Below are 25,845 nucleotides of genomic sequence, written 5' to 3'. Positions count from 1 at the left end.
TTCCTTGCACACAAGCGTCGCTCAGACAGTGATCCGTCCGGCGCCGGCGCCGGCGGTCACGATGGACTTGACGTTGCTCGCCGTGTCCAGTTGGTAGGAGTACGGGATGCTGGCGACGCTGCCGCCGGCCTGCCCGGTGGGCGAGTTGACGAAGTGGTTGTTGCGGGCGACGATGCGGCCCGGCCCGGAGTCGCCCTCACCGAGGTGGTACGTGTCGCGGACGTTCTCGAAGTAGTTGCCCTCGACGAGCACGCCGGCATTCTCGGTGGACGCCACACCGTAGCCGCCGTTGGCCCGGTAGTAGTTGTTGAACACGTGCACCGGGTTGCCGAAGCGCACCCGGGGGTTGCGCTGGTTGCTGCCGTCGAACCAGTTGTGGTGGTAGCTGACCCGCAGGTGACCGATGTCCTGGCCGCCGTTGTCGTCGCTGTGGCCGAGCAGCATTGTCTTGTCGTGGTTGAAGACCCGGTTCCACGACACGGTCACGAAGTCGGAGCCGCGCTTGATGTCGACAGCGCCGTCGTACCCGTTGCTGAAGCTGTTGTGGTCGATCCAGATGTTCGTTGCCGACTCCTGCACGTTGATGGCGTCGTCGTTCCAGTCCCGGAAGGTCAGGTTCCGGATGATGACGTTGCGGTCGCCGCTGATGTTGAGCCCGCAGCCGGCGATTGTCGCGCCGGAGTTGCCGAGGATGGTCTTGTTGGACCGGACCCGCAGCATGCCCGAGCAGGAGATCGTCCCGGACACCCGGATAACCGCGGAGCCGGTGGCGTTCAACGCGCTGGTCAGGGCCGAGGCGTTGGTGACAGTGGTCGTCGGAGCACCGCCGCCGCCGGTGGTGCCGCCGTTCTGGGTGGCCCAACCGACCAGCCCGGTCTGCGGCGGAATGCTGGGCACCGGGTCGCTGGGCAGCGGGTTGCTCGGCGCAGGCGTGCTGGGCGACGGGTTGCTCGGCGCCGGCGTGGTGGGCGACGGGTTGGTGGGTGTGGTCGGTGTGGTGCCGCCGGTGCAGGCCACGTTGTTGAGGGTGAAGCTGGTCGGCAGCGGGTTGCTTGAGTTGTTCCAGCTCGCGTTGAAGCCGAACGAGGCGCTGCCGTTCGTGGCCAGGGCGCCGTTGTAGTCGACGTTCGTCGCCGAGACCTGGCTGCCGCTCTGCGAGACGGTGGCGCCCCACGCCTGGCTGACCTGTTGGCCGGCCGCGTACGACCAGCGCAATGTCCACCCCGAGACGGGATCGCCGAGGTTGGTGACAGTGACGTTGCCGGTGAACCCGCCCGGCCACTGACTGGCGACGGAGTAGGCGACCTGGCAGCCGGCGGCGGCCTGTGCTGAGACGGCGGTCAGGAGGCCTGCGGTGAGCAGGGTGGCGGTGGCTGCGGCGGTGGTGGCGATCAGCGTCAACCGACGCTGTGGTGTGCGCATGCTGCTTCCTCTCGATGAGGCGGACGGCCGTCGCGACGCCCATGCCCGTGGGCGGCGAGGTGGCTCGGAGGTCCCGTGTTCGCCGGTGCGGTTCGGTGCGGAGAGCGGCTCCCGCGCTCGCGCCGCCCGCATCGAAAGGCAAGCGCTTTCCCGATGGAAACATAGAAGGAACTGGATGTAAATGCTCCGTGCGGCCGGGGTGCGTCGCTCCGCGGAGGGGGATCCGGCCACCGGTGGTCGATCACGGGTTGTCGGCGCTCGAAGCGGACCCGAGGTGGCCGGCGCCCTCGGCGTGGGCGCCGGCCTCTCGGTGGCTCAGCAGCTGACGCCGTTGAGCCTCACGGTCGCCGGGGCGCTGGCCGTACCGTTGGCGGTGAAGCCCACGGTGACCGATGCCCCCGCCGCCAGGGACGGCGCGTGGCTTGGCGCGGCGGCCGTGACCGTCGTACCGGCCTGCGTGACGGTGGCGTTCCATCCACTGCCCAAGGTCACGCCGGACGGCCAACTCCAGGTGACCGACCACGGATTCACCGCCGCGGAGCCGGTGTTCTTCACGGTCAACTCGCCCTGGAAGCCGCCCTGCCAGGCGTTGACCTGCCGGTAGGTGGCCGTGCAGGCACCGGTCGGCGGGTTGGTGGGGCCGCCGGTGGGCGTGGCCGTGGGCGTGGCCGTGGGCGTGGCGGTCGGCGTCGGACTGGAACCGCCGCCGGACGGCGCGATCAGGTACGGCTGGAGGATCGCCTGCTTGGCGGTGTTGATGTTCGTCCAGTCGTCCAACGCGATGCCGCCGGTGTCACCTGAGTTGGGGTTCCACGACCAGTAGGTGAAGGACATGCCGTTCACCCCCGTGCCGGTGTACGCCATCAGCTTCTCCAGCCACACCTTGTCCCGCGGGTCGGCAAGGGTGCTGCCGAACTCGCCCATCATGATTGGCGCGATGTTCTGCTTGTGCAGGTAACCCCAGTACTTGTCCCAGATGGCCGGCAGGTTGGCCGGATAGTCGGCGGCCTTGAACCACTCCTGCTCGTAGACGCTCGTGGCGTACTCGTGCGGCGAGTAGACCAGCCGGTTCGCCACGTTCAGCCGTACCGGGAACTCGCCGGCCTTCGACAGGTTGCCACCCCACCAGCCGCAGTCCTCGTCGTTGCTCGGGTCGTTGTCCCACACGTTGGAGAGGCCACCGCTGGGGCAGCTCACCCCCTCCACGAAGATCAACCAGTTGGGCTGGACACCGAGGATGGCGTTGCCGGCCCGTTCGGCGGCCAGCCGCCAGTCCCGGGTGGTGTCGCCGCAGCCCCAGCACGCGCCGGTGGCCGCCGGGTTGGTGCCCTCGGCGTGCGGCTCGTTGTGCAGGTCCGCGCCGATCACCGTGGGGTTGCCCGCGTACCGCTGGGCCAGCATCTTCCAGTCGTTGATCCAGGTCGCCTCGGAGACCGTCGACGTGTACCACAGCGGCGACTGCCCGGCGGCCGTCGGCCGGTGCCGGTCCAGGATGATCCGCATCCCCTTGCTGCCGGCGTAGTCGATCACCTTGTCCAGGATCTGCAACGGTGACAGCCCGACCAGGTCCGGGTTCACGAAGTCGTTGATCCCGCTGGCGGTCGCGCCCGGCTTCAGCGCGTCATTCGAGTACGGCACACGCAACGTGTTGTAGCCAAGGCTTGCCATCTTGTCGAGCTGCCCCCGCCACGGGTTGTTCGACCACAGCCCGTGGAAGGTCTTGTTGTCGGTCTCCATGCCGAACCAGTTGATGCCTGTCAACCGGACCGTGGTGCCGGTGCTGTCCACGATCTTGTTGCCGTTGGTGTGCAGGTAGCCGGTACCCGTGCCAGCGGCAACGGCCGGGCTTGTGCTGACCGCGGCGGCGATGAAGACGCCGGCCGCGGCGGTGGCGAGCGCGGTCAGCGCACCGCCGAGAGCTTTGGGACGGAACATTCGAGCTCCACTTCGGAGGCCCGACGCTGGCCAGGGAGGCCGCGCGGGCGGGCGGCCGTCGGCACGTCACGCTCCCTTTGGGTACGCGGACAGTGCGCGACGGTCCATGTCACGCGGACGGGGACACTCGCGACAACACACCGGCGACCCGTGACGGCGGTGTCCCGCCGTCGTTGCCCTCGTGCCGGTGGCCCAACCTGGCTCCGCCGCTCATTCTCATCAGCGCAGCTCAATGCGTCAACCGGGACGCCCACCTCCCACCTCCCGCTCCCGCCTCCCGCCTCCCGCTCCCGCTCCCGCCTCCCGCCTCCCGCCTCCCGGCAAGATCCACACAACATCGTGGATATTGCTGCTTCCCGCGCGTCGGAGGCAGCAACTTCCCTGAAGTTGTGTTGATCTTGGCGCGGGGCGCGGGGCGCGGGGCGCGGGGCGCGGGGCGCGGGGCGCGGGGCGCGGGGCGCGGGGCGCGGGGCGCGGGGCGCTGACATGCGGGAGCCCCCGACCCAGTCAAGGGTCGGGGGCTCCCGGAACGCTTCAGGTCAGCCGGCCTGCTCGGCGAGCTGGAGGAACTGCCGCTTGGACGCGAGGGCCTGCTCGGCCTCCTTGATCCGGCGGGTATCACCGGCGCTCTGCGCGCGGGCCAGCCGCTCCTCGGCCTCGGCCACCTGGGCACGCATCTGGGCGAGCAGCGGGTTGTCCTCCTTGGTGGTGCGGCGCCACGCCGAGTCCATCACCTCGCGGACCTTGTCGTCGATGGCGCGCAGTCGGCGCTCCAGCCCGGCGGCGGCTTCGCGGGGCACCCGACCGGCCTCGTGCCACTGTGCCTGGATCTCCCGCAGCTTGGCCTGGGCGCCCTTCGGGTCACCGTCGATGTCGAGTGCCTCGGCCTCGGCGAGCAGGGCCTGCTTCCGTTCCAGGTTGCCGCGCTGCTCGTTGTCCCGGGCGGAGAAGACCTCGCTGCGCCGGCTGAAGAAGGCGTCCTGCGCGGCCCGGAACCGTTCCCAGAGCTTCTGCTCGGACTCCTTCGAGGCACGCGGCGCGGCCTTCCACTGCGTCATCAGTTCCTTGAGCTGGTTGGCCGTGGCCACCCACTCGGTGGAGTCCTTGAGCTTCTCGGCCTCGGCGACCAGCTCTTCCTTGACGGTCTGCGCCTGCTTGCGCTGCGCGTCAAGGGTGGCGAAGTGTGCGCCCCGACGCCTGGTGAAACCGTCCCGGGCGGCGGCGAAGCGCTTCCACAGCTCGCCGTCGGCCTTCTTGTCGACCCCGCGGATGGTCTTCCACTCGTCGAGGATCTCCTTGAGCCGGTCCCCGGCGGTCTTCCAACCGGTGGACTCGGCGGCCAGCTTCTCGGCCTCCTCGACCAGCGCGGTCTTGCGGGCCAGGGCCTCACCGCGAGCGGCGTCCCGGGCGGCACGGGCCTCGGCCGCCTTCTCCTCGGCGAGGGTGGCCAGCTTGTCCAGCCGCGCGGCGAGGGCGTCGATGTCGCCGACCACGTGGGCCTCGGGCAGCGTGGCGCGGATCCGCCGGATCGTGCTCAACGAGTGCCCGGCGTCCGCCGCGCCCGAGTTGAGCCGTGCCTCAGTCAGGTCCACTTCGGTGACAAGGTCGGCGAAGCGCCGTGCGAAGTGCGCCAGGCCCTCCTCTGGTGCTCCCGCCTGCCAGGAACCGACCACCCGCTCGCCCTCGGTGGTCTTGACGTAAACGGTGCCGTCCGCGTCCACCCGTCCGAAGGCAGTCCAGTCGCTCATGTGCCCATCCTCGTTCTCCCGGCGCCGGGAGAATCGTCCCCCGTCGCCGCCACGGCGCAGCCAAGTTACTTCCGGCATTGTCACAGGTCCGACCCGGTCCGCGTCGAGCGCCTATCGCCGACCGTGACCATACGGTGTCCTAGGGCCCGATTGACCGGATCGGCGCGGAGACGCACCGGTGATTCCCGCTACGGTGAACAGGTGCCACTGGTCGCCGCTGCCGTCTGCCCCCATCCGCCCCTGCTCGTGCCCGAGGTGGCCGGTGCCGCCGCGCCGGAGTTGGACGACCTGCGGGCGGCCTGCGAGACCGCCGTACGCCGACTGGTGGCCGCGAACCCGGACACTGTGGTGCTGCTCGGCGCCGGCCCGGCGTCGGGTCCGATCCGGCCTCCGGCCACCGGGTCGCTCCAGCCCTGGGGTGTCGATCTGGACGTGCCGCTGGTCCCCGGTCAGCCGGACCGGGGCGCGGTGCTGCCGCTGAGCCTGACCATCGGCGCGTGGCTACTGAACCAGCACGCCGCGTCACAGCTGAACCACCACGCCGCGTCACTGCCGGCCGGCGCGCGGGTGACAGCGGTGCAGGTGACCGCCGACGCCGCTCCGGCCGAGCTGGCCGCGCTCGCCGAGGACGTCGCCGCCGCCGGTGACCGGGTCGCGCTGCTGGTGCTCGGCGACGGGTCAGCCTGCCGCGGCGAGAAATCCCCCGGGTACGACGATCCACGTGCCCTCGCGTACGACAAGCGGGTCGCGACGGCCCTGGCCGGGGCGGACCTGGACGGTCTGCGTGGCCTCGACCCGGGGTTGTCGGCGCAGCTCAAGGTCGTTGGCTGGGCGCCCTGGCAGGTGCTCGCCGAGGCCGCCCGGCCGGCGGGCGGGTGGCGGGGGGAGCTGCTGTACGAGGCGGCGCCCTACGGCGTGGCCTACTTCGTGGCGTCCTGGGAGCAGGTGTGAGCGGCGGCATGGCCGGCACGGTCGTGGCGGTGGTCGGGCCGACCGCGGCGGGCAAGTCGGCGCTCAGCATCGCGTTGGCGCACGCCCTGGGCGGTGAGGTGGTCAATGCGGACTCGATGCAGCTCTACCGGGGCATGGACATCGGCACCGCGAAGCTGACTCCCGCCGAGCAGGACGGGGTGCCGCACCACCTGCTCGACATCTGGGAGGTCACCGAGCCGGCCAGTGTCGCGGAATACCAGCGGTTGGCCCGCGCGGCGGTGGACGACATCCTGGCCCGAGGGCGGGTGCCGCTGCTGGTCGGCGGCTCAGGGCTGTACGTGCGGGCCGTGCTGGAGCGTTTCGAGTTCCCCGGCACCGACGCGGCGCTGCGCGAACGGCTGGAACGGGAGTTGGCCGAGGCTGGCCCGGCACCGCTGTACGCGCGGCTGCGCGCCGTCGACCCGGCCGCCGCCGAGGGGATCCTGCCCGGCAACGGTCGCCGGATCGTCAGGGCGCTGGAGGTGATCGAGTTGACGGGTGCGCCGTTTGCGGCGTCGCTGCCGGAGCCGACGCCGTACTACAGGTCGGTGCAGATCGGGGTCGACCTGGACACCGGTCTGCTGGACGAGCGGATCGCCACGCGGGTGGACCGGATGTGGGCAGATGGCCTGGTGGCCGAGACCCGGGAGTTGCTGGGTCGAGGGCTTGCCGAGGGGCGTACGGCCAGCCGGGCGCTCGGCTATCAGCAGGTGTTGCGGTTGTTCGCAGGTGAGCTGACCGAGGCGCAGGCGCACGACGAGACGGTGCGGGCCACCCGCCGCTTCGTCCGCCGCCAGCGTTCCTGGTTCCGGCGCGACCCGCGGGTCCAGTGGCTGGATTCCTCGAGGTCGGACGTGATCGAGGCCGCCCTGGGTGTGCTGCCCGCCGCTGCGCGATGATGGGTGTGTGCAGTTCACCAAGGGCCACGGCACCGGCAACGACTTCGTCCTCCTCCCCGACCCGGACGGTCAGCTCGACCTGACTCCAGGGCTGGTCGCGGCGCTCTGCGACCGGCGGCGGGGCATCGGCGCGGACGGGGTGCTGCGGGTGGTCCGGGCCGCCAAGCATCCGGACGGCGCCGGGCAGGCCGGCGAGGCCGAGTGGTTCATGGACTACTGGAACGCCGACGGCTCGTTCGCCGAGATGTGCGGCAATGGTTCGCGGGTGTTCGTCCGTTACCTGGTCGACAACGGGCTTGTGACTCCGACCGGCGAGGCGTTGCCGGTGGCCACCCGGGCCGGCGTGGTGCGCGCGCTGATCGAGGGGGACACGGTCGCCGTCGAGATGCGCCGCCCCCGGCTGTACGACGACTCCACCGCCACCCTCGGCGGCCGGACGCTGCCCGGCACGGCAGTGGACGTCGGCAACCCGCACCTGGTCTGCGTCCTGCCGGCCGACCTTGAGTTGGGCGCGCTGGACCTCACGACCGCGCCCGGTTTCGACCCGGCTGTCTTCCCGGCCGGGGTCAACGTGGAGTTCATCGTGGCCGGCGAGCCGGTCGACGGCGTCGACGAGCACACCCTCATGCGGGTGTACGAGCGCGGCAGCGCGGAGACGCTCTCCTGCGGCACCGGCGCGTGCGCGGTGGCCGCCGTGGCCCTGCGTGACGCGGGCCGGGGCACCGGAGTGGTCGCCGTCGACGTCCCCGGTGGCCGGGTCACGGTCACCGTCACGGAGGATTCCTGCTGGCTGTCCGGTCCGGCGTTGCTGGTGGCCACGGGCGAGGTCGACCTGGGCGCGCTCCTGGCCGCTGCCTGACTCCGCGCTGCCGCGGACGGTCCGTCGGCCGCTGCCTGCTGTGGTCGGCCCGCTGCCTAGCTGCGGTCGGCCCGGCGCGCGTCGGCTTCCCCGGAGGTTCACCGTGCCCCCTTTGCGCTGCTTCAACGGACGCAACGGCCGGCGTCCGATAGTCGGACACCGGCCGTTGCGGTGGTTGAAGCAGAGCAAAGGACGCGCGACGACCACCCGGCACGGTTGTCGTCGCCGCGCCGACCACAGGCGGCGCTACATCCACCGCTCAGGGGGTGGCGCTGGCGTTGGCCGCGATCTCCGGAAGGTCGGCGGGGCCGGGGTCGGCGGCGGGGAGCGGGCTGGGGTTGTTCGCGGCAGCACGAACGGCGGCGGCGACCGCCGGGGCGACCCGAGCGTCGAAGACGCTCGGCACGATCACCGTCGGGTTGATCTTCTCTTCACCGACCACGTCGGCGATGGCCTGGGCGGCGGCGATCGCCATCTCCTCGGTGAACTCCTCGGCGTGCGCGTCGAGCATGCCGCGGAACACGCCGGGGAAGGCGAGCACGTTGTTGATCTGGTTCGGCTGGTCGGAGCGGCCGGTGGCGACCACCGCGGCGTGCTTGCGTGCCTCCCGGGGGTCGACCTCCGGGTCCGGGTTGGCAAGCGCGAAGACGATCGAGTCCTTGGCCATCTGCGCGACGTCGTCGCCGGTGAGCAGGTTCGGCGCGCTGACCCCGATGAAGACGTCCGCGCCCCGGATCGCGCCGGGCAGGTCGCCTGCGTAGTTCTCCTTGTTGGTGTTGTCCGCCAGCCACTGCCAGGCCGGGTTGAGCCCGGTCAGCCCTCGGTGCAGAGCGCCGTCCCGGTCGTACGCGATGATGTCGCCGACGCCCTGGCGCAGCAGCAGCTTCATGATGGCGGTGCCGGCCGCGCCGGCCCCGGAGACCACGACCCGGACGTCCGCGAGCTGCTTGCCCACGACGCGCAGGGCGTTGGTCAGCGCGGCCAGCACGCAGATTGCGGTGCCGTGCTGGTCGTCGTGGAAGACCGGAATGTCCAGCGCCTCGCGCAGCCGGGCCTCGATCTCGAAGCAGCGCGGCGCGGCGATGTCCTCCAGGTTGATCCCGCCGTACGCGGGCGCGATCGCCTTGACGATGGCCACGATCTCGTCGGTGTCCTGGGTGTCCAGCACCACCGGCCAGGCATCCACCCCGCCGAAGCGCTTGAACAGCGCGGCCTTGCCCTCCATCACCGGCAGCGACGCGGCCGGGCCGAGGTTGCCCAGGCCCAGCACCGCCGAACCGTCACTGACGACCGCGACGGTGTTGCGCTTGATCGTCAGCCGCCGTGCGTCCGCCGGGTTCTCGGCGATCGCCATGCAGACCCGGGCAACCCCAGGGGTGTACGCCCGGGACAGCTCGTCGCGGTTGCGCAGCGCGACCTTCGAGGTGACTTCGATCTTGCCGCCGAGGTGAAGCAGGAACGTCCGGTCGGACACCTTGCGCACGTCCACGCCGTCCAGCGTCCTGAGCGCGTCGACCACCTGGTCGGCGTGTTTGGCGTCGGCGGTGTCGCAGGTGAGGTCGACGATCACGTGGGTCGGGTCCGAGTCCACCACGTCCAGAGCCGTGACGATCGCCCCGGCCTCGCCGACCGAGGTGGTGAGCCGGCCGATCGAGGAGGCGTCCGCGGTCACGGCGATCCGGATGGTGATCGAAAATCCGGCGCTCGGCAGTCGGGTGATGGCCACGGGATCCCTCCGTCACGGCTGTACGGCCGGTCGACCGTCGCCCCGCATTTCTACCGGGTTGGCGGGGCACTCTGGCATTCGCCCCCACTTTTGGCGAGCTTCAGCACGGGCATATAGCAGGTGCATTGGGCGTTGTCTCATGTCAGGATTACGTTCTACTTATCAAATCGGACAGGAGAACCGCTTGCGAGACCAGGAGACCTTCGTCGGCGTCGAGGACGAGTTCGACGACGTCACCACCGGTGAGATGGAGCTGTCGGAGCGGCAGTCCCTCCGACGCGTCCCGGGCCTGTCTACCGAGCTCACCGACGTCACCGAGGTGGAATACCGGCAGCTGCGGCTGGAGCGGGTCGTCCTGGTGGGCGTCTGGACCGAGGGCACGGTGACCGATGCGGAAAATTCCCTGACCGAGCTGGCCGCGCTTGCCGAGACGGCGGGCTCGCAGGTGCTCGAGGGGCTGATCCAGCGCCGCTCACGGCCCGACCCGGCCACCTACATCGGTCGCGGCAAGGTCGACGATCTCAGCGCTGTGGTGCTCTCCACGGGCGCCGACACTGTCATCTGTGACGGTGAGTTGTCCCCGTCGCAGCTGCGCAACCTGGAGCAGCGCACCAAGGTCAAGGTTGTCGACCGGACGGCGCTGATCCTGGACATCTTCGCCCAGCACGCCAAGAGCAAGGAAGGTAAGGCGCAGGTCGAGCTGGCCCAGCTCCAATACCTGCTGCCCCGGCTGCGTGGTTGGGGTGAGACGTTGTCCCGGCAGACCGGTGGGTCCGGTCGCGGCGGCGGCGCCGGCGGCGGCGTGGGCGTGCGTGGTCCCGGTGAGACCAAGCTGGAAACCGACCGGCGACGCATCCGCCACCGCATCTCCCGGCTGCGCCGCGAGATCAAGAGCATGAAGACGGTACGCGTGACCAAGCGCTCCCGCCGTTCCCGCAACGCGATCCCCGCGGTGGCCATCGCCGGCTACACCAACGCCGGCAAGTCCAGCCTGCTCAACCGGCTCACCGGCGCGGGCGTTCTGGTGGAGAACGCCCTCTTCGCCACGCTGGACCCGACCACCCGTAAGGCCACCGCCTCCGACGGGCGGCTCTACACGCTCTCCGACACCGTCGGCTTCGTACGCCACCTGCCGCACCAGATCGTCGAGGCGTTCCGCTCGACGCTGGAGGAGGTCGCGGAAGCGGATCTGGTGGTGCACGTCGTCGACGGCACCCACCCGGATCCTGAGGAGCAGGTGCGGGCGGTCCACGAGGTGCTCGCCGAGGTGGGCGCGGACCGGCTCCCCGAGCTGCTGGTGGTCAACAAGACCGACGCGGCCGACGAGGACACGCTCCTGCGACTCAAGCGGCTCTGGCCGGACGCGATCTTCGTGTCGGCGTACTCCGGGCGGGGCATCGACGGCCTGCGTGAGGCCATCGAGGCGCGGTTGCCGCAGCCTGCCGTGGAGGTCCGGGCGATCCTGCCGTACGACAGGGGTGACCTGGTGTCACGGGTGCACCGGAGCGGTGAGGTGCTCAGCACCTCGCACCTGGCGGAGGGCACGTTGCTGCACGTACGGGTCAGCGCGGCGCTCGCCGCCGAGCTGGCGCCGTTCGACGTCGAGAGGCAGGGGCAGGCTGCCGTCAGCCTGCCCTGACCGATCCCGGCGTCATCCACCGGAAACGCTCGGCATGCGACACTGGCCGAATGCGCCGCGTCGTTTCCTCGGCCACGGTTGCCCTCGGCCTGCTCGGGGCAACCGTGGCGCTTGCCGGAGTGGCCGTTGCTGCTCCCGCACCCGGGCAGTCCGAGCCGCCCGCCGTCACTCCCGGTAAGAAGCGGTGCACGGTCACAGACGAGCGGCTGCGGGAGTTGTCCGGGCTGGTGGCGACCAAGTCCGGCTACATCGTCATCAACGACAGCACCGAGATCGCGGCGCGTAAGCGGGTCTTCTTCCTCGACAGCAAGTGCAAGATTGCGAAGGAGCCCGTCCAGTATTCCGGCGCTGGCCCCTTCGACACCGAGGACCTGGCGCTCTCCCCGGACGGTAAGACCCTCTGGATCGCCGACACCGGCGACAACATCACCGCGAAGGAACGCCGTAAGCGGGTGGCGCTCTGGTCGATGCCTGTCACCGGCGCCAAGCAGCCCGTGTTGCACCGACTCTCGTACCCGGAGGGCAAGCCGCACGACGCCGAGGCCCTCCTCATCGGCGACGACGGCAAACCGCTGATCATCACCAAGGTGACAAAGGGCAAAGCCGAGATCTACACCCCCGCGGCGGCCCTGAAGACCGGTGACACCGAGCCGGTGCCGATGCGCAAGGCCGGCGAGATCGCACTGCCCGCGACGGAGACCGACAACCCGCTCAACACGTTCGGCCGGGTCGCGATCACCGGCGCGGCCCGCTCCCCGGACGGCACCAAGGTCGTCCTGCGGACGTATGCCGATGCCTTCGAGTACGACGTGTCCGGCGGTGACATCGTCGGCGCGGTCACGACCGGAAAGCCGCGGGTGACTCCGCTGGCCGATCCGTTCGGCGAGGCGATCAGTTACTCCCCGGACGGCAAGAGCTTCCTCACCGTCTCCGACGGCGGTCAGTTCAGCGAGGACGACCCGGTCGACATTCTCGCCTACACGCCGTCCACCTCGACGGCTGCGCCGCTGGCGGCGGCCGGTGCCGCGAAGCCCGCGGCCTCGCAGTCCTGGTTCGACGGGCTGAGCCTCGACGAGATCACCTACCTGGTCGGCGCCGTCGGGCTTGTCGGCCTGCTGCTTGTCGGCGCGGGCATCTTCGGCATCGTGCGGGCCCGCCGCCGGCCGCTGGCCGCCGGGTCCGAAAAATCGGATCCGGACGGCGACCCCCTCGACCCGGTTCCGGGGCGCGGCGACGGCGACGGTCGTCCGGCAGGCGACGAGCGTCGGGGCGGCGTCTACGGCGGCGGCGCACCGGCGGGCGGCGCGGTCTACGGGGCCGGAGCGGCCCGTGGTGGGGCGGCGCCGGCGGCCGGAGCGGTGTACGGCGGTGGGCGTCCCGCAGCGGCCGACAACGGCGGCTACGGTGCTCCTCGACCGGGCGGCGGTGCCGCTGGCGGTGGTGCCGGTGGTGGCGGTGTCTACGGCGGCGGCGGTCGTCCTCCGGGTGGCGGCGGTCGGCCCGGCGGCGGTGTCTACGGCGCTGGCGGCGGCCAGCCCGGCGGTGGCCGGGGCGGCAGTCAACCCGGCGGTGGCCGAGGTGCTGGCCAGCCGGGCAGCGGTCGAGGTGGCGGTCAGCCCAGTGGCGGCAGGGGTGGTGGCCAGCCTGGCGGTGGCCGTGGTGGCAGTCAGCCCAGTGGCGGTCGGGGCGGTCAGCCCGGCGGTGGTCGTGCGGAGCCTCCGCGGCGTGGCGGGCAGGAGCAGCCGGACTATCGGGGTCAGCGGCCCGCCCGCAGGCGCGACGACGAGGCGCCCATCGACCCGTACGGGCAGCATCCGGGCGGCCGGCGTGGCCCCCACCGAGGCGACCGCTACTGACGGCTCGGAGCCTGCGCGACGCGCGAACGGTCGCAAGATGGTGCTCGGTCGAGGGGCAACGCGTGCGCTCGACCGTGACGCGACGCGCGAACCGTCGCGGGTGAGCGCCGTGGGGCACTCACCCGCGGGCCGGTCAGATCCGGCGTAGCACCGCCACGACCCGGCCCATGATGGTGGCATCGTCACCGGGGATCGGGTCGAAGGCTGGGTTCTGCGGCATCAGCCAGACGTGGCCGTCGCGCCGCCGGTAGGTCTTGACGGTCGCCTCGCCGTCGAGCATGGCGGCCACGATCTCGCCGGAGTCGGCGGTCGGCTGCTGCCGGACGACCACCCAGTCGCCGTCGCAGATCGCCGCGTCGAGCATCGAGTCGCCCTTGACCTGGAGCATGAAGACCTCGCCCTCACCCACCAACTCGCGGGGGAGGGGGAAGATGTCCTCCACGGCCTGTTCGGCGAGGATCGGCCCACCGGCGGCGATCCGTCCGAGCATCGGCACGTACGCCGGTGTCGGCCGTTGGGCGCGGGACAACTCGTCGTCGATGGCCTCGCTGGGGGCCCGGACGTCCACCGCGCGCGGCCGGTTGGGGTCGCGGCGCAGGAAGCCCTTCTTCTCCAGTTCCTTGAGCTGGTAGGCGACGCTGGACGGCGACACCAGGCCGACCGCCTCGCCGATCTCGCGAACGCTGGGCGGGTAGCCGTGGTGCTCCACCCAGGTGCGGATGAACTCCAGGATGCGACGCTGGCGGGCGGTCAGGTCGACCGTCGCGGGGTCGGGAAAGGCGCTGACCACCGGCGTGACCGGGCGCACGGCGGGCTGACCCGTCCGGCTGCGCGCGGCGCTGCGGCGTCGGGTGGCCGGCGGGCCCGCCTCGGTGATCTGCTGCGGGCTCTTCGGCCGGCTTGCCCGGTCCTCGGTCACGTCCGTCCTCCCTGGTCGGCGCTGGGTGCCTCGTCGGCTCGTGGTGCGTGCGGGGTGCTCTAACAGTGGTGCTCGAACGCTCGTGCTCGAATGCCGTGCGCCGGGTGCTGAAGATCCAACGCGTCCGGCTGTTCCTGACCGTATAGGTGAGATCGGTCATTTTCAAACATCTGTACGACCTCTCACCGGCGTGTCGGGGTGAAAAACCACTCCGGTCGTACGGATGTTCTGATAAATGGTACGTCGGGTAGCACGGATGTTCGAACGGCGACCGTTTTCCGGGCGACTTCAGCCGGCTGGCCGGTAACCGGGTCGGGGTCGCGGCGTTGGGTCTTCCGGCGGGGGCGGTGGGTGCGGATGACCGGATGGTCCGTGACGCGCCGGACACGCCGGTCAACTTGACCCGAGTACGCCAGCGACATACGGTCGACCCCTAGATGTAGTAGTGACACGGGCGTGAGTTGCCCACAGGTTGGGTTCGACTACCGACCGCACTCCCGCAGCGCCGACCACGGCCGGCGTCAGCTCCAGCTGGCACCGCCGGGTCGAGTCGTGCCCGGAAGTGCCCGCTACGCCGTGGTTGATCATGATTAGGAGGTAGGCGATGCGGTGTCCGTACTGCCGACACGCCGACTCCCGGGTGGTCGACTCGCGGGAGGCCGACGACGGCCAGCTCATCCGGCGGCGGCGGTCCTGCCCCGAGTGCGGCAAGCGGTTCACCACGGTCGAGGAGGCGGTCCTCGCTGTCGTCAAGCGCAGCGGGGTGACCGAGCCGTTCAGCCGGACGAAGATCATCGGCGGGGTGCGCAAGGCGTGCCAGGGCCGGCCGGTCGACGAGGACTCGATCGCGTTGCTGGCCCAGAAGGTCGAGGAGACCGTGCGGGCCAAGGGTGCGGCCGAGATCCCCAGCCACGATGTGGGGTTGGCCATCCTGGGCCCCCTGCGGGACCTGGACGAGGTGGCGTACCTGCGGTTCGCCAGCGTCTACCGGTCCTTCGACTCGCTTGCCGACTTCGAGCAGGAGATCGAGACATTGCGCGCCGCCGCCCGCGCCCGTGCGGGCGCGGCGGAGGCCGGGGCGGCGGGGACCGCCGGCCGTACCAACTGAGGTTTGTGTTCTGACAGGTGGACGCGCGGCGTGGCCGCGCGGACGAGGGGGCGGATGAGATGTCGGGGGATGGTGTGACGACAAGCAGGTCACGTAGCAAGGCCGGCGCGAGCGCGGGGCTGAAGATCGAGCGGGTGTGGACGACCGAGGGGGTCCACCCGTACGACGAGGTCGCCTGGGAGCGTCGCGACGTCGTGATGACGAACTGGCGGGACGGCTCGATCAACTTCGAGCAGCGCGGCGTGGAGTTCCCGGAGTCGTGGAGCGTCAACGCGGCGAACATCGTGACCACGAAGTACTTCCGGGGCGCGGTGGGGACCCCGGAGCGCGAGTGGTCGCTCAAGCAGCTGATCGACCGGGTGGTCACCACCTACCGCACCGCCGGTGAGGAGTACGGCTACTTCGCCAGCCCCGCCGACGCCGAGGTCTTCGCCCACGAGCTGACCTGGATGCTGCTGAACCAGGTGTTCAGCTTCAACTCGCCGGTCTGGTTCAACGTCGGTACGCCGTCGCCGCAGCAGGTCAGCGCGTGCTTCATCCTCGCCGTGGACGACTCGATGGATTCCATCCTCGACTGGTACAAGGAAGAGGGGTTGATCTTCAAGGGCGGCTCCGGTTCCGGCGTCAACCTGTCGCGGATCCGCTCGTCCCGTGAGCTGCTCTCCTCCGGTGGCACCGCCTCCGGCCCGGTCAGCTTCATGCGCGGCGCTGACGCGTCCGCAGGCACCATCAAGTCCGGCGGCGCGACCCGGCGGGCGGCCAAGATGGTCATCCTCGACGTGGACCACCCGGACATCGAGGAGTTCGTGATCACGAAGGCGCGCGAGGAGGACAAGATCCGCGCGCTGCGGGACGCCGGCTTCGACATGGACCTCGGCGGCTCCGACATCGTGAGCGTGCAGTACCAGAACGCCAACAACTCGGTGCGGGTCTCCGACGAGTTCATGACGGCCGTGCAGAACGGCGGCGGCTTCGACCTGCGCGGCCGGCTGGACGGCTCGGTGATCGACACCATCGACGCCAAGAAGCTGTTCCGCACCATCTCCCAGGCCGCGTGGGAGTGCGCCGACCCGGGCCTGCAGTACGACGACACGATCAACGACTGGCACACCTGCCCGGAGACCGGCCGGATCACCGCGTCGAACCCGTGCTCGGAGTACCTGCACCTGGACAACTCCTCGTGCAACCTCGCCTCGCTCAACCTGATGAAGTTCCTCCGCGCCGACGGTGGCTTCGAGGTGGAGAAGTTCGTCAAGTCCGTCGAGTTCGTCATCACCGCGATGGACATCTCGATCTGCTTCGCCGACTTCCCGACCGAGAAGATCGGCGAGACCTCCCGCGCCTACCGGCAGCTGGGCATCGGCTACGCCAACCTGGGCGCGCTGCTGATGGCCACCGGCCAGCCGTACGACTCGGACCAGGGTCGCTCGGTCGCCGCGGCGATCACCTCGCTGATGACCGGCACCGCGTACCGCCGCTCGGCCGAGCTGGCCGGCGTCGTCGGCCCGTACGACGGCTACGCCCGCAACGCCGAGCCGCACAAGCGGGTCATGCGCAAGCACGCCGCCGCGAACGACGAGATCAAGCCCACCAGCCCGGTGGCCACCGCTATCGTCCGCGAGGCGACCAAGCAGTGGACCCAGGGCAACAAGATCGGTGACCGCAACGGCTGGCGTAACTCGCAGGCCAGCGTCCTCGCGCCGACCGGCACCATCGGCTTCATGATGGACTGCGACACGACCGGTGTGGAGCCGGACCTGGCGCTCGTCAAGTTCAAGAAGCTTGTCGGCGGCGGCTCGATGCAGATCGTCAACCAGACGGTCCCGCGCGCGCTGCGCAGCCTCGGCTACCCCGAGGAGCAGGTCGAGGCGATCGTCGAGCACATCGCCGACAACGGCCACGTGGTGGACGCCCCCGGCCTCAAGCCGGAGCACTACGCGGTGTTCGACTGCGCGATGGGGGAGCGGTCCATCGCTCCGATGGGCCACGTGCGGATGATGGCGGCGATCCAGCCGTTCGTCTCCGGCGCCATCTCCAAGACGGTAAACATGCCGGAGGCGGCCACCGTCGAGGACGTCGAGAAGATCTACTTCGAGGGCTGGAAGCTCGGCCTCAAGGCGCTGGCGATCTACCGCGACAACTGCAAGGTCGGCCAGCCGCTCTCGGTGGCGAAGAACAACAAGGCCACCGAGCCGGCCGCCGTCGAGGCCGCACCGGCCGCTGTGGAGAAGGTCGTCGAGTACCGCCCGGTGCGCAAGCGCCTGCCCAAGAAGCGCCCGTCCGAGACGGTCAGCTTCTCCGTCGGTGGCGCCGAGGGTTACCTCACCGCGTCGTCCTACCCGGACGACGGCCTCGGCGAGGTCTTCCTCAAGATGTCCAAGCAGGGCTCGACCCTGGCCGGCGTGATGGACGCGTTCTCGGTGGCCATCAGCATCGGCCTCCAGTACGGCGTGCCGCTGGAGACGTTCGTCAGCAAGTTCACGAACATGCGCTTCGAGCCGGCCGGCATGACCGACGACCCGGACGTGCGCATGGCGGCGTCGGTGATGGACTACATCTTCCGTCGCCTCGCACTGGACTTCCTGCCGTACGAGCGCCGCGCCGAGCTGGGCATCTTCACCGCCAGCGAGCGGGCCGCCCAGCTGCGGGCCGAAGCCGACGCGGAATCCGCAGGGGTCACCGGGGCTGAGCTCACCGCGATGGCATCGTCCGCGCCGGTGGAGGCTCCGGCCAAGCCGGAGGCCGTCGCCCAGCCGGCCCAGGAGATGGCCGACGTGGCCGCCGCCAAGCCGGCGCCGAGCGTGGGTTCCAGCACCGAACTGCTGGAGGCCGTCATCGGCAAGGCCGCCGACGCACCGCTGTGCTTCACCTGCGGTACGAAGATGCGCCCCGCCGGTAGCTGCTACGTCTGCGAGGGCTGCGGCTCCACCAGCGGCTGCAGCTGACGTACGCGATCAGTGCTGCCCCGGCCTCCTGCGAGGTCGGGGCAGCGCCGTTTCCAGGCTCTTCCAGCCCTGGGAGCGTGCAGAGGTGGGCGCCCGGCCAGCGGCTATGAGCGTGCATTCTCACCGAGTCTCGCGTGTCGGTGCTTCGGCGTAGGTTCAGCGAGTGACCGTGTACGACATCGCTGCCAGGCTGCCCTCCATCGACGTGCTGCGGGACCGCTGCAAGGCACTCGCCGTGCTGGAGTGCATCGTCGACGAGGGCGAGCCCTACTACGCCTACACCCGATCTTGGGGTGACGACGAGGCGGCACTGATGAGCAACGGCAGCGGCGACGAGTGGACAGTGGTGTTCACCGCCGATGGCGCCTTCATCCGCGTGTTCGACCATGAGTCGGCGATGACGCCCTATCGCGATCCGGACCACGAGCTGTGGCCCGGACTGCTCGACGGTCTCCCGGCGGTGTTCCGTCCGCAGATCGAGGAACCAGCGTTCGGCGACGAGGAAGGCCAGTTCGTCGCCACCGCTGTCCTGTGGCGGCTCTCCGGTGACGACCGGTGGCACGCCGGCGAAGCCATCACGTTCCCCGCGCTTCGCGGACCGTACGACAGCAACGCCCCGGACGGCTCTGATCTGCTCGAGATCCTGCTCGACGACATCGTCGATCGGTACGTCACGTTCGCCGAGGACTACTACGAGATCGAGGTCGACCCGGCGGTGGTCGAGCACGTCGTCGCGCACCGTCCGCTTACTGACGCAGTCGTGCAAGCTTTGAACCCGAAGGCAACCGTTTTCGGGCTCCACACGGACATCGCCGCGATGAGATATCCGATCGGGGCGACGTGACACCAGGCGCAGACCCGGATCGCCTCGGCTGCATGCTGGTCGCTCACCGTATCCGGCCGGTCAGCCAGGTCACGCGGATCGCGGCATGAGCGGATGTTGCTCACCTTACCGACGGGTTTCATAGTGGAAGCTCGCTTCCGGCAGAGCGTTGAGGACCGTGACGATGGTGTCGCCTTCCTTAGGTGTCGGCTCTCCGGACCGGCGTGTTCGCCGTCGTCATTCCTCGGCGGCGAACTACCGTCCGCCTAGCTTGGCCACGACTGGAGCGAACGTGTCGGCGAAGTCGGCGCCGATGACGAAGTAAGAGAAGCCGATCTCTTCCCGTCGCCGCTGAATCTCCTCGGCGGCGGCCGCCGGATCCTCCGGAAGCGTGACCAACGAGTCCGCCGCGCGAGCGGCGGCAGTGTCGGTGTCGGGAGGCGCCATGTACGGCGCGACCCGGTCGCCGATGACCGACACGGCATTCGCGAGCTCGACGTCGCGGACGGCGCGCAGGTCGCGTGCCAGCCGCGTGACCTCGGCCCGGGACTCATCTGGCGCCTGCACGAAGGTGACCGTGTCGGCGACCTCGGCCGCCAGCGCCCGAGCCTTCGGACCGCGGACGGCCATCGCCACCGGCGTGTGCCGGTCGGGGCCGTCGAAATCTTGCAGCCTCCGGACGGTCTCGCGTATCCGGGCCAGCCGCTCGTGCGGCGGGACGGCCGGCATTCCCTTGTCGCGGAGCTCGTCATCGATTCCTGGCCGGCCGGTGCCGATGCCCAGCTCGAAGCGTCCGTCGGTGAGCTGCGACAGCGAATGCGCCTCCCACGCCGTCAGCCAGGCCGGGCGTAGCGGGGAGGCGTACACCCATGTGCCCACTCGCAAGTCGGTCAGGGCCGCGGCGGTGGCCAACGTGGGACCCGGCGCCGGTTGCAGCAGCGGGAAATCCGGCATCAGCAACGTCGAGTAGCCGCTGTCGTCGATGCGGCGCACCTGGGCCAGCCACGTCGGCAGGTCAGTACTGAGCGGGGCAACGACCCCGAAGCGAAGCGGTCTCGTCATGCCTGGAATCCCCTCTGTGGTCGGGCGAGATCATCTGCGCCCGCGGTCAAGGTATGGGCCGCGGATCCCCCCGGAAATCATCGGTGCAGCCGGGATCGTCGACACGCTCCTGCGAACGCTCCGAATCTTGCCAGCTTCGCGCGTTGCTCAGCTACGGCCAGACGCCATGTAAGCGGAGATTCCCTCACTCTCATCGGCAGAAGCGGATGTGCCCTACACCCGGTTCTGGCTGGCTGGTAACCGAACGTCACTGGCGGAACCAGTCCGGCGTGGCGTGCCGATAGGTGCCACCGGATCAGCCGTCTTCGTCGCCCTCGGTTGGGCGTGGTGGGCGATTGTGCTTAGCCCACTCGTCCACCTCGTCCGCGTCCCAGATAGTCGTTCCGATCAGGCGGGCCATCGGCTCAGGGAAGCCGGGTCGGCGGGTGATATGCAGTACCCGCTGCCTCGACACGTTGAACAGGCCAGCCAACTCGCCAGGCCCGTACAAGCGTGGTCGCTTCACAGCCTGATCGTAGGTGCGCGCTGGGCTGCCAGCCGCACTGGAACGGCGACAGCAACGAGGAGGACGGCCGTCGCCAGTCTCAGCTGGACGTTTCCAGGGCGGTGATCGAACCGCAGGGCTTGACCGGCGCGGCCCGTCGCTATGAATCCTTGTCAGGTCGGTGAACGCATCCGACCTCGACGTGGGCACCGTTGCCGCCACTGAAGGCTCTTGCGCCACCCCGAGTGCACGGCACGCCTCCTACTCCTGGCGCCTCGCGCATGTCCGTGAAGTCGGGCGGTGTCAGTCGAATTCGATCTCCACCAGAGGGCTTCCGGCGATCCAGCTTTCCAAGCTTCCGGCCCAGTCCAGGGTCGGGACGATCTCGCCGAGCACGAGTGCCCGCTCGTCCGGGTCGGTCACGGGACGCCCTCGCACCTGCACATCCAGGCCGGCCAGATGCAGCGTGAACTTGGGATGCGTGAGCACATTGGCGTACCAGTCACGTGCTCCCGGGCTCCCCGTGAGCCAGTAGCGGCCGCTGGCCTGATAGCGCCATATCTCCATCCTTCTCGGCTGACCGCTCCGCCGCCCGGTCGTGGTGATGTCCACAGTGCGCTGCCGCTCCAGAGCCTGTCGTGTCTCGTCCGTCACCGTCATGTGCACATGCTCGGACCTTGAGTGGGCTTCAGGTCAAGGCCGTGGGCAAGAGGCGGTTGGTAGCCGGCCAGGGGAGATGCGAGGCTCGCCGCGTGACTTCTCCCCTTGCGCGTCGCGTCTACGAAACGTGCCACCTGACCGGGTCGTTCCGCCTGCGCTCCGGTCAGACCAGCGACGAGTACTTCGACAAGTACCTGTTCGAGGCGCAGCCCGGTCTGCTGCGCGAGGTGGCCGAGGCGATGGTCGCCCTGCTGCCCGAGTGTGACGCGCTTGCGGGGATGGAGATGGGTGGCATACGTCGCGACCTGGAATCCTCCCTGCTGGCCTGACAGCCGCACGATCGGTGATGATCAGATGATGTCCGTTCCCGCCCGCCAGATCCGCGCCCGCTACTCGGCCGACACCATCACCGTGTACCAGGCGTATCCCCCACAGATAGCGCTGCCGGCGGTGGCGGCCGGCCGTTTCGTGGCCCCCTTCAAGCGGGACCGGATGACGTGGATCAAGCCCTCGTTCCTGTGGATGATGTATCGCTGCGGCTGGGCCACCAAGCCAGGGCAAGAGCGCGTGCTGTCCATCGACATCACGCGGGAGGGATTCGAGTGGGCCCTGGCACGAGCCAGCCTGAGTCACTACGACAAAGACCTGCACGGGGACAGGGCAACCTGGTCGCGGCAACTGAAGACCAGCCCCGTACGAGTGCAGTGGGATCCGGAACGGTCACTGCAACTGACGGCGTTGCCGTACCGGTCATTGCAGGTTGGGTTGTCCCGCGAGGCCGTCGACCGGTACGTCGACGACTGGGTTGTTGCCATCACCGACATCACCCCCAGGGTGCACCAGATCCGGAACCTCCTGCGCGGCGGCGACGAACAGGCGGCGACAGCTCAACTGCCTGTCGAGCAGGTCTACCCGCTGCCGGATCAGATCGCTGCCGGTCTCGACGCCAGCCCTGACACCACCCGAAAAGTGCCCGAGCAGCACGCACAGTGATGGCGTTTACCTACCCGCCGAGGTCTAGGCCGGCGTGTGGACGGTGAGGTGGGCGGACAGGGCGTCGAGGAAGTCAGGAGCGTCGAATATCGCGCCGGCGGAGGCGACGCCGGTGGTCCGGGTGCGACCGGTGAGAATGCGGTCGACCGCCTCCACGGCGAGTGGTGCACTGACTGCGTAGATGTCCTGACCGGTGGCGCTCAGGCGGCGTTGCGTGCCGCCGGAGCGGACGAGGACGTCGACGATGAAGGTCTGTGCGGAGCGCCCGCGGTCGTCGACCGCGCGTGGGGCCGTGGGATCTCCAGACAGCAGGTCTGAGGCTGCTTCGGTGGTCATGTAGGTGCGCACCTGCGGGATGGCCAGATGGCTGGGGATGGTGACGACGTCGGCCATTGTGAACTCGCTGATGACGCTTCGGGGGCCGAGCGGCGCCGGGAAGGGCCAGTCCACTGTCGACGGCGTGTCGTCGTGGTACTGCAGCTGTGCGTTGGCGTAGCGGACACGACGGCCGCCGCGTCGCTGCGACGAGACCGCGCCGGCGGCCAGCGTGCCGCCGGTGGGGTGCCAGCTGCTCAGACCATAGGCGATGTGTGCTTCGTCCGCCGACGTCCAGTCGCCCATCGCGGTGGTGACCAGCAGGTCGCCGAGGCCGCCGAAGAAGGCCATCGCCGGCAGCACCGCGATGCGGGCGGCGTGGGCGCGCTGCGCGAAGTCCGTGAACGTGTCGACGTTCGCTTCGATCTCGGCTGCCACGTCGACGTAGGGGATGCCGGCGCGCAGTGCCGCCTCGATGACGGGGCCCGCAGTGGTGGCGAACGGCCCGGCTGTGTTGATCACCGCGTCCGCGCCGTCGAGCGCTCGATCGAGCAGGGTCGGGCTGTCGACCGTCGCGTACCGCTGTGGTGAGCCCGGGAAGGCTTGCGCCAGGGCCTGCAGTTTGTCGTGGTTCCGGCCGAGCAGTAGCGGGGTGTAGCCGCGTTCGCGCAGCTCGGCGGCTACGAAACGGCCAGTGTGTCCGTACGCGCCGTAGACCGCGATGTTTCGACCCGTTGCCATGGCGTGCCCCTGCCTGTGTGAAGTCGTCTGCTGCTGAAGATCGTTCCTTGGCTGATTGAAGCCGGCCAGTGTCTGGAACGACATGACCCGTACAATTTCGGACGTGACTCTCTCCCCGCGTTCCGTCGCGGTTGCCGCCACCGAGGGGATGCTGCATTTCGAGCTGGCGCTGGCCTACGAGGTCTTCGGCACTCGGCCGGACGCAGTGCCCGGCCCCTGGTACGACGTCCAGGTGTGCGGCACACGTAGCGTCCGGCTCGGCCGGTTCCTGCTGGAGCCGGACTGCGGGCTGGACCGTCTGGCAGACGCCGGCACCGTGATCGTCCCGGGCCTGGCGGACATCGTCCAGGACCCGCCGGCCGAGCTGGTCGAGGCGGTACGCGCGGCCCACAAGCTCGGTGCGCGGGTGGTGTCCCTGTGCACTGGCGTGTTCGTGCTCGCCGCCGCCGGTCTGCTGGATGGGCTGCGCGCGACCACCCACTGGGCGCACACCGACACTCTCGCCGCGCGCTATCCCCAGGTGACGGTCGACCCGGATGTGCTCTACGTCCACAACGGCAGTGTCCTCACCTCGGCAGGCAAGGCCGCGGCGATGGACCTGTGCCTGCATCTGGTCCGACGCGACTACGGCTCAGCGGTCGCCAATATCGCAGCCCGCCGCCTGGTCGTGCCGCCGCATCGAGCAGGCGGCCAGGCCCAGTTCGTCACGACCCCCGTGCCGGCCCAGGACGAGCATGCCCTGGCCGACCTGCTCCCCTGGGTGATGCGGCGACTGGATCAGCCACTCACGGTGGAGGATCTGGCCCGCCAGTCGAACATGAGCTCGCGCCATCTGACCCGGCAGTTCCGGTCGGTCACCGGCACCACCCCGCTGCAGTGGTTGCTGACGCAACGGATCCGCCGAGCACAGGAACTGCTGGAGAGCACAAACGACAGCGTCGACGCCATCGCCTCAGCGGCCGGCATGGGCACCGCGACCACTCTGCGCCGCCACTTTCACCGCACCGTCGGCGTGCCACCGGACACCTACCGCCAGACATTCGGGCGTAGAGGCCGAAGTTTCGACGGCGTGGAACTCACCGGCGGCCACGGCTGATGACCGGCCCGGACGACCGGCGATAAACAGCACCGGTCGCTCTTGACGCCCCTGAGGTCAGTAGTGCGCAAGGACCTGCGCCACGGGATGACCGAGAACGGCGGACACCTCGGCGAGTTCCTGTGCATCAAGCTCGTATCTGGCGCGCGTCGGGTTCATGGCGCTCACTTCGAAGCGGGCGAAGCCGACTGGCCAGTCATAGTGAAGAGCGTTCAGCGGAACCGTCGCCGCGCAGCAGGGAACCGTCACGTCCAGCTCATCGAAGCTCTCCCCGTTCTCCTCGATCAGGTCGAAGAGCCACTCCAGGTCGATGTCGCCGGCACAGCGCGGACATGTGACACGGTTGGTGTTCTCGCCGGCGTCGATGAGCGTGACGTGTTCGTAGAACTCATATTCGACATGCTCGACGTCATCGCCCGGCCCCGAGAAAAGTCCTGTGACGTAGGCCCTGGCTGCGGCGGCAGCCTCGGGAGTCGGCTGCCAGCGCAGGTCGGTCGGAATCAGGCGGATGTATCCGTCGCTCACGGCGCCCATGATGCCTGATGATCGGCCTTCGGCGAGGCAGGCTGTGGTTCCGGACAGGTCCGTGCGATGGGCGGGATGTTTGCGCGGTCGGACGGGATGCGAGGCTGAGCTCGTGCTACCCGACTCGTACGCCTGCCATTCCCTGAGCCGGCGCGACGCCCGCCGGTGACGCCCGTATGAGCCTGGTGTCGGCGTTCGCGCCGATCTGGATCCTCACCGCTGTCGGCTACGCGGCCTGCCGTTGGGGCCTGCTGGGCGAGGCGGCGGCGTCGGTGCTCGGCCGGTTCGTGTTCCACCTCGCGATGCCGGCCGCCCTGTTCCTGGCCCTGTCCCGAATGCCGCTTTCCGGGTTCGCCAGCCGATCGCTGCTCGCCTTCGGGCTGAGCACTGCCGCGGTCGTCGGGTTCGGGTGGGTCGTCGCGAGCTGGCTGTTTGGTCGCAGGACCGGCGAACAGCCGATCTGGGGCATGGCCGCCGGGTACGTGAACTCGGCGAACCTCGGCATCCCGATCGCAACGCAGGTTCTCGGCACCGTGTCGTTCCTGGCGGAGGTGGTGCTGCTGCAGGTGCTTGTGGTGACGCCCGTCATCCTGGTCGCACTGGACAGGCACACCGATCCGGCCGGGCGGGTACGGGTCCGCCGTATCGCCTCCTTGCCGGTACGCAACCCGGTGATCCTGGCGTCGCTGCTCGGTGTCGTGTGCTCGGCTGCCGGCCTGCATCTGCCGTCGGCGGCCGCCGCGCCGCTCACCCTGCTGTCGGGCGCTGCGGCTCCGGCCGCCCTTGTCGCGCTCGGCGCGTCGCTGCAACCCACGGCGCCGTCGCGGGCAGAGCCGGCCCGGCCGGCAGAGCTGGCCGTGATCACCGCGCTGAAGCTCGTCGCACAACCGGTCATCGCGTACGCGGCCGGGCTTGCCTTGCACCTGTCCGGGCCGCAGTTGCTCGCCGTGGTGGTGTGCGCGGGCCTGCCGACAGCGCAGAACACGTTCATCTACAGCCAGGAGTACGGCGTCGGCGAGGCGGTGGCCAGCCGGGCGGTGGTGCTGACCACGACGATGTCGCTGGTCACCCTGGCCGCCGCAGCGGCGTTGCTCGGGTAGTGACCCGCCCGTCAGTCA

General features: G+C 69.8%; 21 protein-coding genes and 1 pseudogene. 12 read left to right on the top strand and 10 right to left on the bottom strand.

Annotation, left to right across the window (positions count from 1 at the left end):
- Window positions 1–21: 21 nt before the first annotated feature.
- The 3 genes from ACLQ23_RS13375 to ACLQ23_RS13365 all read right to left on the bottom strand — a co-directional run bounded on the left by ACLQ23_RS13375 (window position 22) and on the right by ACLQ23_RS13365 (window position 5,105).
- Window positions 22–1,422 carry a cellulose binding domain-containing protein gene (locus tag ACLQ23_RS13375; RefSeq protein ID WP_355596943.1) on the bottom strand — a complete coding sequence of 467 codons (1,401 nt, stop codon included), beginning with the start codon at window positions 1,420–1,422 and terminating at the stop codon, window positions 22–24.
- 315 nt (window positions 1,423–1,737) lie between these two features.
- Window positions 1,738–3,357, bottom strand: coding sequence for a cellulase family glycosylhydrolase (locus tag ACLQ23_RS13370; protein WP_355633163.1), 1,620 nt, complete (start codon window positions 3,355–3,357; stop codon window positions 1,738–1,740).
- Between the two features lie 539 nt (window positions 3,358–3,896).
- Window positions 3,897–5,105, bottom strand: coding sequence for a DUF349 domain-containing protein (locus ACLQ23_RS13365; protein ID WP_053656298.1), 1,209 nt, complete (start codon window positions 5,103–5,105; stop codon window positions 3,897–3,899).
- A gap of 201 nt (window positions 5,106–5,306) precedes the next feature.
- On the opposite strand from ACLQ23_RS13365, the gene ACLQ23_RS13360 reads away from it, so the two are divergent.
- From ACLQ23_RS13360 to dapF, 3 genes are read left to right on the top strand one after another with little or no spacing between them, the layout of a single operon-like run.
- Complete coding sequence (locus ACLQ23_RS13360; protein WP_425880704.1) at window positions 5,307–6,056, top strand: class III extradiol dioxygenase subunit B-like domain-containing protein; 750 nt, start codon at window positions 5,307–5,309, stop codon at window positions 6,054–6,056.
- An 8-nt stretch (window positions 6,057–6,064) separates the two neighbouring features.
- Window positions 6,065–6,976, top strand: coding sequence for a tRNA (adenosine(37)-N6)-dimethylallyltransferase MiaA (gene miaA / locus ACLQ23_RS13355; RefSeq protein ID WP_053656403.1), 912 nt, complete (start codon window positions 6,065–6,067; stop codon window positions 6,974–6,976).
- Between the two features lie 7 nt (window positions 6,977–6,983).
- Entirely contained in the window at window positions 6,984–7,835 is an 852-nt protein-coding gene (dapF, locus tag ACLQ23_RS13350; RefSeq protein ID WP_053656295.1) for a diaminopimelate epimerase, read from the top strand.
- Between the two features lie 259 nt (window positions 7,836–8,094).
- Here the strand turns inward: dapF and ACLQ23_RS13345 are convergent, their stop codons facing one another.
- Window positions 8,095–9,561: an NAD-dependent malic enzyme gene (locus tag ACLQ23_RS13345; protein WP_053657512.1), complete on the bottom strand. Its 1,467-nt coding sequence runs from the start codon at window positions 9,559–9,561 to the stop codon at window positions 8,095–8,097.
- A gap of 184 nt (window positions 9,562–9,745) precedes the next feature.
- Here ACLQ23_RS13345 and hflX point away from each other — a divergent pair, with 184 nt between their 5' ends.
- Entirely contained in the window at window positions 9,746–11,200 is a 1,455-nt protein-coding gene (gene hflX / locus ACLQ23_RS13340) for a GTPase HflX (protein ID WP_053657510.1), read from the top strand.
- Between the two features lie 50 nt (window positions 11,201–11,250).
- Window positions 11,251–13,056 carry a hypothetical protein gene (locus ACLQ23_RS13335; RefSeq protein WP_167945380.1) on the top strand — a complete coding sequence of 602 codons (1,806 nt, stop codon included), beginning with the start codon at window positions 11,251–11,253 and terminating at the stop codon, window positions 13,054–13,056.
- A 133-nt stretch (window positions 13,057–13,189) separates the two neighbouring features.
- Here the strand turns inward: ACLQ23_RS13335 and lexA are convergent, their stop codons facing one another.
- Window positions 13,190–13,975, bottom strand: a complete 786-nt coding sequence (gene lexA / locus ACLQ23_RS13330) for a transcriptional repressor LexA (protein ID WP_167945379.1) — start codon at window positions 13,973–13,975, stop codon at window positions 13,190–13,192.
- 604 nt (window positions 13,976–14,579) lie between these two features.
- Between lexA and nrdR the strand changes: the two genes are divergently transcribed.
- From nrdR to ACLQ23_RS13315, 3 genes are all read left to right on the top strand, one after another.
- Window positions 14,580–15,083 (top strand): transcriptional regulator NrdR, encoded by a 504-nt coding sequence (gene nrdR, locus ACLQ23_RS13325; protein WP_053657503.1) that lies wholly within the window; start codon window positions 14,580–14,582, stop codon window positions 15,081–15,083.
- A 59-nt stretch (window positions 15,084–15,142) separates the two neighbouring features.
- Window positions 15,143–18,028, top strand: a complete 2,886-nt coding sequence (locus tag ACLQ23_RS13320; RefSeq protein ID WP_053657533.1) for a vitamin B12-dependent ribonucleotide reductase — start codon at window positions 15,143–15,145, stop codon at window positions 18,026–18,028.
- 163 nt (window positions 18,029–18,191) lie between these two features.
- The gene (locus ACLQ23_RS13315) at window positions 18,192–18,872 is read left to right on the top strand and encodes a hypothetical protein (RefSeq protein ID WP_053657501.1); all 681 of its coding nucleotides are present in this window, start codon (window positions 18,192–18,194) and stop codon (window positions 18,870–18,872) included.
- Between the two features lie 234 nt (window positions 18,873–19,106).
- Here the strand turns inward: ACLQ23_RS13315 and ACLQ23_RS13310 are convergent, their stop codons facing one another.
- From ACLQ23_RS13310 to ACLQ23_RS13300, 3 genes are all read right to left on the bottom strand, one after another.
- On the bottom strand, window positions 19,107–19,913 hold the full coding sequence (locus ACLQ23_RS13310) for an LLM class flavin-dependent oxidoreductase (RefSeq protein ID WP_053657499.1): 807 nt from the start codon (window positions 19,911–19,913) through the stop codon (window positions 19,107–19,109).
- 295 nt (window positions 19,914–20,208) lie between these two features.
- Window positions 20,209–20,418, bottom strand: coding sequence for a hypothetical protein (locus tag ACLQ23_RS13305; protein ID WP_082377561.1), 210 nt, complete (start codon window positions 20,416–20,418; stop codon window positions 20,209–20,211).
- Window positions 20,419–20,700: 282 nt separating this feature from the next.
- On the bottom strand, window positions 20,701–21,057 hold the full coding sequence (locus ACLQ23_RS13300) for a nitroreductase/quinone reductase family protein (RefSeq protein WP_053657496.1): 357 nt from the start codon (window positions 21,055–21,057) through the stop codon (window positions 20,701–20,703).
- Between the two features lie 92 nt (window positions 21,058–21,149).
- On the opposite strand from ACLQ23_RS13300, the pseudogene ACLQ23_RS13295 reads away from it, so the two are divergent.
- Window positions 21,150–21,353: pseudogene (locus tag ACLQ23_RS13295) on the top strand (orotate phosphoribosyltransferase); the annotation flags it as partial.
- Window positions 21,354–21,414: 61 nt separating this feature from the next.
- On the top strand, window positions 21,415–22,050 hold the full coding sequence (locus ACLQ23_RS13290; protein ID WP_053657530.1) for a DUF4291 domain-containing protein: 636 nt from the start codon (window positions 21,415–21,417) through the stop codon (window positions 22,048–22,050).
- 24 nt (window positions 22,051–22,074) lie between these two features.
- Here the strand turns inward: ACLQ23_RS13290 and ACLQ23_RS13285 are convergent, their stop codons facing one another.
- Window positions 22,075–23,247 (bottom strand): saccharopine dehydrogenase family protein, encoded by a 1,173-nt coding sequence (locus ACLQ23_RS13285; RefSeq protein WP_425880703.1) that lies wholly within the window; start codon window positions 23,245–23,247, stop codon window positions 22,075–22,077.
- A gap of 7 nt (window positions 23,248–23,254) precedes the next feature.
- On the opposite strand from ACLQ23_RS13285, the gene ACLQ23_RS13280 reads away from it, so the two are divergent.
- The gene (locus ACLQ23_RS13280) at window positions 23,255–24,202 is read left to right on the top strand and encodes a helix-turn-helix domain-containing protein (protein WP_425880740.1); all 948 of its coding nucleotides are present in this window, start codon (window positions 23,255–23,257) and stop codon (window positions 24,200–24,202) included.
- A 57-nt stretch (window positions 24,203–24,259) separates the two neighbouring features.
- Here ACLQ23_RS13280 and ACLQ23_RS13275 read toward each other — a convergent pair whose 3' ends face one another.
- Window positions 24,260–24,727, bottom strand: coding sequence for a hypothetical protein (locus ACLQ23_RS13275; RefSeq protein WP_355598298.1), 468 nt, complete (start codon window positions 24,725–24,727; stop codon window positions 24,260–24,262).
- Window positions 24,728–24,903: 176 nt separating this feature from the next.
- Here ACLQ23_RS13275 and ACLQ23_RS13270 point away from each other — a divergent pair, with 176 nt between their 5' ends.
- Window positions 24,904–25,827, top strand: a complete 924-nt coding sequence (locus ACLQ23_RS13270) for an AEC family transporter (RefSeq protein ID WP_355598300.1) — start codon at window positions 24,904–24,906, stop codon at window positions 25,825–25,827.
- The last annotated feature ends 18 nt before the right edge of the window (window positions 25,828–25,845 follow it).

It is taken from the genome of Micromonospora sp. DT41 (genome assembly GCF_049841715.1).
GTDB lineage: Bacteria > Actinomycetota > Actinomycetes > Mycobacteriales > Micromonosporaceae > Micromonospora > Micromonospora profundi.
This window is presented reverse-complemented; position numbering and strand designations above follow the sequence as displayed.

Coding starts and splice junctions, on each gene's coding strand:
- ACLQ23_RS13375 (WP_355596943.1), bottom strand. CDS start 1,422: ATGCGCACACCACAGCGTCGGTTGACGCTGATCGCCACCACCGCCGCA.
- ACLQ23_RS13370 (WP_355633163.1), bottom strand. CDS start 3,357: ATGTTCCGTCCCAAAGCTCTCGGCGGTGCGCTGACCGCGCTCGCCACC.
- ACLQ23_RS13365 (WP_053656298.1), bottom strand. CDS start 5,105: ATGAGCGACTGGACTGCCTTCGGACGGGTGGACGCGGACGGCACCGTT.
- miaA (WP_053656403.1), top strand. CDS start 6,065: ATGGCCGGCACGGTCGTGGCGGTGGTCGGGCCGACCGCGGCGGGCAAG.
- ACLQ23_RS13335 (WP_167945380.1), top strand. CDS start 11,251: ATGCGCCGCGTCGTTTCCTCGGCCACGGTTGCCCTCGGCCTGCTCGGG.
- nrdR (WP_053657503.1), top strand. CDS start 14,580: ATGCGGTGTCCGTACTGCCGACACGCCGACTCCCGGGTGGTCGACTCG.
- ACLQ23_RS13320 (WP_053657533.1), top strand. CDS start 15,143: ATGTCGGGGGATGGTGTGACGACAAGCAGGTCACGTAGCAAGGCCGGC.
- ACLQ23_RS13310 (WP_053657499.1), bottom strand. CDS start 19,913: ATGACGAGACCGCTTCGCTTCGGGGTCGTTGCCCCGCTCAGTACTGAC.
- ACLQ23_RS13300 (WP_053657496.1), bottom strand. CDS start 21,057: ATGACGGTGACGGACGAGACACGACAGGCTCTGGAGCGGCAGCGCACT.
- ACLQ23_RS13290 (WP_053657530.1), top strand. CDS start 21,415: ATGTCCGTTCCCGCCCGCCAGATCCGCGCCCGCTACTCGGCCGACACC.
- ACLQ23_RS13280 (WP_425880740.1), top strand. CDS start 23,255: ATGCTGCATTTCGAGCTGGCGCTGGCCTACGAGGTCTTCGGCACTCGG.
- ACLQ23_RS13270 (WP_355598300.1), top strand. CDS start 24,904: ATGAGCCTGGTGTCGGCGTTCGCGCCGATCTGGATCCTCACCGCTGTC.